Raw genomic sequence first — 9413 nt, forward strand, 5'->3', positions numbered from 1 at the left:
AATCCTTATCTGGCAAAAGACTTAATTGATTAGTTCGCTCTAGATAAAAAACAATTGACAAAAATCGCTAAATGCCTTTCTATATAAGGGTTCCATCCCTTATAACCCCCGTCCATTGCATAACACAAACCGAAGAGCCAAATTTCTGGAAGATCAGAAGGCTGAGAGGTCAAGAGTGGGAATTCAAGAGAAATAAAATCGATATTCAACTTGTTTCCCATCCTAAAATCTGATTTCTAGGTTTTTTATCCTTCAGAAATTAATCATGCCCAAAATCCGAAGTATTGGTAGTCTGATAAGCTTATATAGCAAGCATAAGGGCAAATATTAACTAATATAAAATCGTGCCAAATTTCCCCCACTAAATCAGCATTTCCAGGACTTCCCTGGGGGGGGAATTACGGTTAGGAACTTTTTCTATATACATCGCCACTATTCTAGCAAATAGAGAGAATTCTTGTTGATTAAGAAATGCTACAAATTACATGGGTACATTAAGAGAAGTTAATGGGTGCATCCATTGATGGATAAGGGTTTTCGGCTGTTATAGCTGAACTTCCCTCGTATAACTATACTAGCTATGGCTAAAAGTCTTACAGAGCCTGAGTTAAAGCAATGTAATACTAATTAAATACTGGCTACAAACTCCTGAAATCCTTACGCAGACAGGGTTTGAGGCAAAATTTTTCAAATTTGACCTTTCGACCATTATAGCTTGTTTCCGGGCAGAAAACCATCAAAAACATGACTACAGAGGGAATCGCTGACTCTAGAGATTAATGAGACCATCTGTTATATTAAGGTTAGCGATCACTATACAGCCAACTCTACGGAATCGCTCTACTCTAGATACAGTCAACGGTACAGCCATTTTCAAGGGGAAAATGTACCCATTGACGGCTTGTCAATTTTTTCTGAGAAGCGACCTGCAGTAAGGGTTTTGTTAATTTTTTAGTATTTCTGTATGGGGGAAGTCCAGTTATAGTAGATATGTACGGGGGAAGTTCAGTTATAATTTCCGAGGAGAAATTTACCTAAAATGCCGGATGAATGCCCCCGCTAGATTTTTCGACAAGATACTCACCTTTGCGGGGGATGCAATCCGACCAGAATATCAACCGCGAAGCCCGATTTTAATTCTACCATTTGTAGGTAAACTGTGTTATACTTAATTTATCCAGGGTCGAGGATTAATCAATGCTAGTCGTAGAAGCCAAGTTAAAAAACGGGACACCAGAACAATACCAAAAACTTGATGAAGCTATTAGGACTTCTCAGTTTGTGCGTAACTCTTGTGTTAGTTATTGGATGGACAATCAAGGGACAACCCGCAATGATCTCCAAAAACTTTGTGCGGTACTAGCTAACAATAAAGAGACACCTTTGGTTAATAAATTAAACTCTCAAGCTCGCCAATCGGCTGCTGATAGAGCCTGGCAATCAATTAATCGGTTTTACCAGAATTGTCATGCTAAGATACCGGGAAAAAAGGGTTTTCCTCGGTTTAAAAAGCATAGTCGTTCGGTTGAGTATAAACTAACAGGCTACAAACTATCTGATGATCGACGTAAAATCAGATTTACTGATGGCTTTAAAGCAGGAGAATTTGATTTATGGTGTAGTCAAAAGACATTAGTTTATTATTCAGAGCAACAGATTAAACGGGTAAGAGTTGTTAGACGTGCTGATGGTTATTATTGCCAGTTTTTGATTGACGTAGAACGGCAAGAATACCATAAACCAACGGGACAAATAACAGGAATTGACTTAGGGTTAAAGGAATTTTATACCGATGCCCAAGGCAATACTGTAGAGAATCCACGTTATTTAAGAAAGTCAGAAAAACGACTGAAAAAAGCACAAAGGAGATTATCAAAACGATTTCGTCAAGGAAAGAAACAGTCTAAAAACTATCACAAGCAACGGATAAAAGTTGCCAAGCTTCACCTGAAAGTATCAAGACAACGTAAAGACAAAGCAATTAAAGACGCTTTGGCGTTAGTCCAGTCTAATGATCTGGTAGTCTATGAAGCTTTAAAGGTAAGAAACTTAGTAAAAAATCGTCAGCTTGCCAAGTCGATTTCTGATGCTTCTTGGTATCAATTCACTGAATGGTTTGAATTTTTTGCCAAGATTTATCGGATTGTTTGTGTTGCTGTTCCTCCCCATTTCACGACTCAAGATTGTTCAGTTTGTGGTACGATAGCTCAAAAAACATTAAGTACTAGAACTCATCAATGTCCCAATTGTAAAACAATCTTAGATAGGGATCATAATGCAGCAATCAACATTCTTAAAAAAGAGTTGCAATATTTGGGAAATCATCTCAACGGTACTGTTGGGCAAACAGAAACCGACCCAAACCCCCCACCCCCCCGGCCCCCCCGACATCGGGGGGGTCGGGGGGGCAAGGGGGGGGAAGAGTCCGGCCTCTGGATTTTCAGTGGAGACATTGAGAATCTAAGTTGTCTCGTTGAACAAGGAATTTCCGATAGTGATAGGTCAAGAATCCCCCGTCACAGCGTAGCTTGACGGTGGGAGTATGTCAAAAAAGACAAAAACGCTATCCCGAAGCTCTCCAAAACTATCAAAAACTTCTCGAACTGGACGAAAAAAATCTGATTGCGATTACCAATATCGGCTTAATTCATTACGAACAAGGCGATCTAAACTTGGCTAGTAGCCAATTTCAAAAAGTCTCGAAATTAACCCCCAATCTGCCGAAAATCAACTGGCTCTCGCTGTTACTCTCTACCGTCAAGGCAATACGGGGAAAGCGATCGAACTCGCTAAAAGCGCGCTTAAAATCGACCCTGAATTTTCTCAGGTTGAAACCCTGCCAAAAAATCTCTGGGGTGATAAAATCATCGCCGATGCTCGGAAACTACTCTCCCAACTGTAGGATAATTCCCTGAGACTTTTTGATACCAGAGCCGTTTTTAATAGTACGATTAACTGCCAATCTAACTTTAAAAACCCACTTCCCACTCCCCACTTCCCAATATTTTATTACCTTTTAAACAGGATTTCGTATGATTACGACGACAATCTTCTTTGCAAAATCTTGATTATTCTCCTTTCGATCGAGCTTAAAAAAATTTTTTCCCAGTCCTTGACAACTTATGTTAAGTTGATAGTGGCAGTTGCAAGAAATTAACCCCCAGTTCTCACCTAGGAATTGTTAAGATGAGGAATTTTTTCTCGTCGGTTTCTGGTGCGAAGAATGGAGTTGAAAACGATTACCTGTCCAACTCGGTCCCGGTCTCTTGGTAGAGTGACTGACGGATAAGCTCGATCTGTTTGCAGATTTAGCTAGTTTTCTCGTCGCTAGTCATTCGATGATCAATGGGGAAAGATCGAGCCTACCTAATTTTAACTATCTTCTCTCCTCCCTAATCAAACAATGCCTACCATGACCTTAGTGTTACCAATGATGTATCTACTGGTGATCTATCTCTTACTAGCGATCGCTAAAAAAGCTAAAATCAACTCCTAATCAGTGATCAGTGATCAGTTGATCAGATTTGAGTTTTAAGTGAGCAGTATTACAGCGTTTCTCAGATACATGAGGTTCGTTCTTGCAGCTGAAATAGTTGATTAGCAAGTATTAGTGTCTGTGCTTCACCTTGACGAGAAAGGCTGTAAATAGCAGTTTCCTACTGTCTTTTCACTGATTACTGCACACTGATTACTGCACACTGTTAACTGATCACTGAAAAGACTGACGGCTATAAAACGGGGACAGGCAGTTGACGCTCCCGTCGCGCTCAAGCGAGGGATTCTTGATTCACCGAGTCCACTTAGACTAAGTACCTTGCGATTCTCAACCCAGAGGTGGTTCTCTCCTCAAGCGTTAACTTTGGGTGCGCCCCACCCTAGTTGTATTTCTACAAAATTTGCTTTAATTGAAGTGTTAGCTTCAAATACTGCTTTGTCTAGTTCCTGCAAAGATTTTACCTACCTACAGGTAGAAACTAGAACATTAGGTAGGGCTTGCTGAATAAATCTAAAAACTTTGTTGGATAAGGCTTTTAGACTTTTTTTCCCTCAAAAAGTGCCGACCATTGGAGGGATCGGGGGTAAAATTCCTGGACTTTTTCCCTGAAAATTAGGTAACTGACTACCTCAAAATCGGTAAAACCCTACACCCTACACCCCACACCCCACACCCTGCCCCCAGGAAAAACTTTTTGCCGCAAACCCTAGGTAGAACCCCATATCTTTGATTGTCAAGGTGCAGATAGCGTAGTGATTAGACTACAGGGGTTTTTCAAGCGGTTGTTTACCCTAGCCGCTATACTTATATGGTAGCTATTTTTCGTGAGTACTTCCAGACCTTTAAAGGAAAAAAGACTGCCAAGGCTAATGACCCCAAAAGAAGAGCAAGCGCACTTCGGAATACGCAACTAGAATGCCATTAACAATGTCAGAAGTCATTCGAGATTTCGCTCTTGAGACTAGACACTTATTTTTAGCTGTGGTTCGCTGTTCTATACTGGCCTTTGTTTCATCCCATCGGTAAAACCGAGGGTCTTCACCCGACATTGCAGATAAACCTTTTCTACCCTGGGAGAAAAACCGAGCCATTGACGAGATAAACGAGCAAAAGTGTCAGGATCACCGCTAACTGCGAAGTTAGTAGGTAGGGGTGTTTCGGGATTTTTTAGACCTAATAATTCTAGTTCTTTTTCCGCCGCTCGGACAACGGAAGCGGCGGGATCTACCAACCGCACGGAACTAGGTAAAAGACGACGTAAAACCGGGGAAAGATGGCGATAATGGGTACAACCATAGACCAGAGTATCAATATTTTCTGCTAGTAAAGGCTGAAGATATTCCCTAGCCACCTGCGTGGTGTAGGGGTCAAAAATGCGGTTAGCCTCGATCAAAGGGACAAATTCAGGACAGGGAATTTGCCAAACTTGGGCAGTAGGATCGATTTCTTGAATCGCTTGTTTATAGGCATTGCTTTTAGCCGTAGCCGGGGTAGAAATCACCCCAATGCGCTTTCCTTGTTTAACGGCAGTTTTGGCACCGGGTAAAATTACCCCCAAAATTGGTAAATCTTTAAATTCGGCCTGTACTTCTTCTAAAGCCAAGGCGGAACTGGTATTACAAGCCATAATCACCATTTTCACCCGGCGCTCGCTCATCCAAGTGAGAATTTCCCGGACAAATTCGATAATTTCCCCTTTAGAACGAGTTCCGTAGGGAAGTCTAGCGGTATCAGCGAAATAGAGAATTGATTCTTGGGGCAGTTGTCGATACAACTCCCTTAAAACGGTCAGTCCACCCACGCCACTATCAAACACACCAATCGGACTAAGTTGTGATTCTCTCATAGATAATATCGAGGAAAACGCTGATCTAAAATAGCTTTATTTGATGATATTAAAACACGGATTTTTTGATTAGTAAACTAATGCTCCAATCATTTAATCATTAACGGAGATTTCGTTGAATATATTCAATAATCCCCCCTGCGATCGCCGCCGCCATTTGTCGTTGAAAGTTGACATTGGCTAATTTAGCAGCATCCTCAGCGCCGGTGACGAAACCCACTTCCACGAGGGTAGAGGGCATTCTGGAGGTTCTCAGCACATAGAAACGGGCCCGACGCACCCCCCGATCGCGCATATCGACACTGCGGACAATATTGCGATGGATGGTATCCGACAAACGGCGATCGCCAAAGTAATAAACTTCCAATCCGTTGACATCCGGTCGTGCTTTACCCATAGAGTTAGCGTGGATACTGACAAATAGATCGGCATCGATCTGGTTAGCCAGATCCGTGCGACCTTGCAGGGTGACAAAAAAGTCGCTATCTCTGGTGAGACGCACATCGATGCCCTGTTGTTGCAGGATGCGGGTAACTTCTAGGGAAATGGGCAGAATTACGTTTTTTTCCTGAAGGCCACCAATTCCGATCGCCCCCGGATCCTTACCACCATGGCCCGGATCGATCACCACTAGAAAGCGGCTATTGCGTTGTTGGGGGGGATTAGGAGTGGGGTTAGAAGGGCGCGGCGGTGGGTTAAATTGCCCCGTATTGGGGGGTAAAGGAACAGGGATAGTAGTGGAGTCAGGAACCTGAGAAAGGGGGCTAGAATTGCGGGAGGAAAGCAATTCTAGGGCTAGGGTTTGACTGTCCGATTGAGTTAATTGTCCCAGTTGAAAACCCACGGCCGTCTGTACCAAAATCAGCACCTTATTGGCGCTTTCCTGACGTACCCGCAATTGATAGATAGGACTATAGCGGCCGAAGCGCGGACCGCGAAAAGACTCGGCTAACTTAGCATTTTCGATGCGTAGTTCATAGACACCATCCCGGTTAACACTGCCGTTAGCTTTCAGGGGTAAATCCGCACGAATTAAGAGGCGATCGTTATTGCCTGTCAGATCGATCGAGGAGATCGTGGCCAAACGATTGCTAGAAGGGGGATTATTGGCAGTTTTCGGGGGAGGATTGTTGGGACGAGGATTGGGATTGGTGGCGCTAGTGGGGGGAGGTGAGGAGATATTATCCACGGCACCCAGACCACCCCTAGGCAGTAAAACCAAGCCACCAAAACGACTATAGAGAGCTTGCCAATCGGGACTATCTCTACTAACACTTAGGGAAATCTTAGCTCGTTGATTGGCGGTCTGACTGAATTGAATATCGCCGACCCCATAGCGATTGACGGGGATAGTTTGACCAGTGAGACTGCTGGGTAAAGTGGCCCCGGGTAATTCAAATTCGATTTTTTTGCCGTCCCGGCTGCGTTGACTGCGGATCGATCGCTCATCACCATTTTGCTCTAAACGGACAAAAAGACCATTGCGAGTGACCTGAAAATCATCGTTGTTGTCCGTCCGGCTAACTGGAGGTGGGGGAGTGGGACGGGTGGAACCGCGATCGGGGGGAGGTGTGGGGTCAGGGGTGACGGGTGGTTGCGTTTCCTCCCTAATTGGTTGGGGTTCTGGCAATTCCACTGTCCATTGGGTGGGCGAAATTCCGCGAATTTTTACCTGTTGAGGATCAAAGGTGTAGCCTGGGGCCAATTCAATCACTAAACGGGTAGTTTCCGCATCAAATTGACCGATACGGACACTTCTGACGATATTGCCAATGGGCCGGTTAATATTGGGTTGCCCTAACTTGATCCCGGGCAGATCGATCACGATCCTGGTGGGGTTAGTGATCATTTGCGCTCGCGGTTGCACTCGATTGTCGGTGGTGAACACCAGACGATTCTCATTGGTGTCGAATCGCCAAAAGACGAGCTTGCCTGCCCAAGCAGGGGCTGCCACCAGCAACCAAGTTAATGCGCTTAGGAATAACCAATGAAATCTCACGATCGATGCTCCCGTTGCTCAGTTATCAATTACCTTTTTTCGGTAAAAATGGACTATTTTGTCGATTTTTGGCCATCCATAGCTCCGTTAATGCTCTGAGAATGACTATCAATAAAAACAAGCTTATGGGACGTTGGCATGGTCTGCTATGTTTCTGATCAGTTATCAGTTATCAGTTATCAGTTATCAGTCATCAGTTATCAGTCATCAGTTATCAGCTTCTGAAGGTAATAGGCAAGAGGCTCCAAAAAAGAATCTGGCAATTCTCCTACCTAAAAATAAGGTTAGAAACTAAGTCCATCAAAGCTTTTAGCTTAACAAATTAGGATTTAGATTCGGCCCTTGTTATCAATGAAAAGACGGCACTGTTAGTGCCACTTAACACTGCTACTGGTAACTTAACACTGCCACTGGTCACTGGTCACTGCTCACTGCTCACTGATTGAGGGCTGGCGGTAGGTTCTTTAAATACTAACCTTAACAGGGGCGGAGCGATAAAGGTAGTCAAGATCACCATCATAATAATGGCCGCATCGGCAGCGGGGGATAAAGCGCCACTAGCAGCCCCGACTCCGGCAAAGACTAAACCCACTTCACCCCGGGGAATCATGCCAACTCCGATCGCCAAGCGATTGAGTTTTTCCTTGCTGAAAACGGCTAACCCCGTCACCACTTTACCCAAAATAGCGACGACAATTAAGAAAGCGGCCAAGACTAATCCTTCTCGATTAGTGGGAATAGCGGGATTAAGGACACTTAAATCGGTTTTTGCCCCCACACAGACGAAAAATATCGGTACAAATAAATCGGCGATCGGGAACACTTGTTCTGCCAATTCCGATCGCTTTTCCGTTTCCCCTAGAACCAGGCCCGCAGCAAAGGAACCGAGAATCGCTTCTAATTGGATAACTTGGGCAATATAAGCAAGAATAAAGGCGAAAATCAGGGAAACTAAGAGCAATTGTCCCCTAGTTTTCATGCTATTAACTAATTGAACGTAAAAGGGGCTTAAAAAACGACCGATCAGGATCGCCCCGATTACAAAAGCGCTAGAACTAATAACTAAATAAATTACTTTGCTAATTTGCACTTCTCCAGTCTTCACCAAAGAAGCAACGACAGCGAGGACGATAATACCGAGAATATCATCGAGAACCGCTGCCCCGATGATAATTTGACCTTCTTTCGCCGATAACTGCCCTATTTCTGCTAAAACCTTGGCGGTAATGCCGATACTGGTAGCGGTTAAAGCCGCCCCGGCAAAAATAGCGGGAATGGTGGCCAGATGAAAGATATAGATTAAACCCAAAGTACCCACCAAAAAGGGAACCGCAACCCCTACCACTGCGACAGCAGCTGCCTGTGGACCGACGCGAATTAATTCCTGTAAGTCTGACTCTAAACCAATCTCGAACAGCAGGATAATTACCCCCAATTCCGAGAGGACGGAAATCACCTCACTGGCAGCACTAAAAACGGCGGGAGATTGCTCCGGGGTGAGGGGGGAGGTGGATTGTAGGAAGTGAATTAGGAGAGAATCCTCGAATCCCGCTCCTCCTTCCGGAAAAACCAGTAATTTTAGGGCAGAAACCCCGATAATCACGCCACCGACTAATTCTCCTAACACGGGAGGCAAGTTCAATCGCACGCATATTTCTCCCCCCAGTTTACAGGCGAAATAAATAACGGTCAAACTCAGCAGCACGCAGGCTAAAACTAAGGCACTATCAGCAGTTTCGGCTGTAGCTGCCGAGGCTAACAGGGAAATGTTAAAACTCCAAGCGGAAGAAAGGAAAGGCTGTAGTATCATCGCTCGCTCAAAATTACTCTCAATACTCTAACAAGCTTGCGGCTTATTCAGTTATTCCTGCTCAAAGTTTGCCGTTCTATTAGACCTCTTGCAAAAATCAAAAATCTTCCTTTAGGTGAGGAGTCTCCGAGCCAGTAGTCAGTAGTCAGGAGAATTAAGAATGAGCATTAATCAATTAAATGCTCTATTTGGTTATTTTATGCAATTTTATGCTTATTTTTCTCATTTTTGCCCTCTCAAAAATTAATTATGCAAGAACTCT

The 9413-nt window shown here is 44.0% G+C and carries 5 protein-coding genes; 2 read left to right on the top strand and 3 right to left on the bottom strand.

All coding sequences use genetic code 11. From position 1 onward, the window contains the following. Nucleotides 1-1197 precede the first annotated feature (1197 nt). Both O9290_RS06400 and O9290_RS28440 read left to right on the top strand, forming a co-directional pair. Nucleotides 1198-2532, top strand: coding sequence for an RNA-guided endonuclease InsQ/TnpB family protein (locus O9290_RS06400; protein WP_288086830.1), 1335 nt, complete (start codon nucleotides 1198-1200; stop codon nucleotides 2530-2532). Nucleotides 2533-2534: 2 nt separating this feature from the next. Beyond that, nucleotides 2535-2915: a tetratricopeptide repeat protein gene (locus O9290_RS28440; protein WP_502846450.1), complete on the top strand. Its 381-nt coding sequence runs from the start codon at nucleotides 2535-2537 to the stop codon at nucleotides 2913-2915. 1575 nt (nucleotides 2916-4490) lie between these two features. Here the strand turns inward: O9290_RS28440 and murI are convergent. From murI to O9290_RS06425, 3 genes are all read right to left on the bottom strand, one after another. Beyond that, the gene (gene murI, locus O9290_RS06415; protein WP_002758158.1) at nucleotides 4491-5342 is read right to left on the bottom strand and encodes a glutamate racemase; all 852 of its coding nucleotides are present in this window, start codon (nucleotides 5340-5342) and stop codon (nucleotides 4491-4493) included. Nucleotides 5343-5442: 100 nt separating this feature from the next. Next, entirely contained in the window at nucleotides 5443-7341 is a 1899-nt protein-coding gene (locus tag O9290_RS06420; RefSeq protein ID WP_002758160.1) for an N-acetylmuramoyl-L-alanine amidase, read from the bottom strand. A 421-nt stretch (nucleotides 7342-7762) separates the two neighbouring features. Next, nucleotides 7763-9151 carry a cation:proton antiporter gene (locus tag O9290_RS06425; protein ID WP_288026774.1) on the bottom strand — a complete coding sequence of 463 codons (1389 nt, stop codon included), beginning with the start codon at nucleotides 9149-9151 and terminating at the stop codon, nucleotides 7763-7765. Nucleotides 9152-9413: the final 262 nt, after the last annotated feature.

The sequence above is a fragment of the Microcystis sp. LE19-41.2A genome, from assembly GCF_027530405.1.
Taxonomy (GTDB): Bacteria; Cyanobacteriota; Cyanobacteriia; order Cyanobacteriales; family Microcystaceae; genus Microcystis; species Microcystis aeruginosa.

Excerpts from the sequence above, each read along its gene's own strand:
- O9290_RS06400 (WP_288086830.1), top strand. The coding sequence starts at position 1,198 with ATGCTAGTCGTAGAAGCCAAGTTAAAAAACGGGACACCAGAACAATAC.
- murI (WP_002758158.1), bottom strand. The coding sequence starts at position 5,342 with ATGAGAGAATCACAACTTAGTCCGATTGGTGTGTTTGATAGTGGCGTG.
- O9290_RS06425 (WP_288026774.1), bottom strand. The coding sequence starts at position 9,151 with ATGATACTACAGCCTTTCCTTTCTTCCGCTTGGAGTTTTAACATTTCC.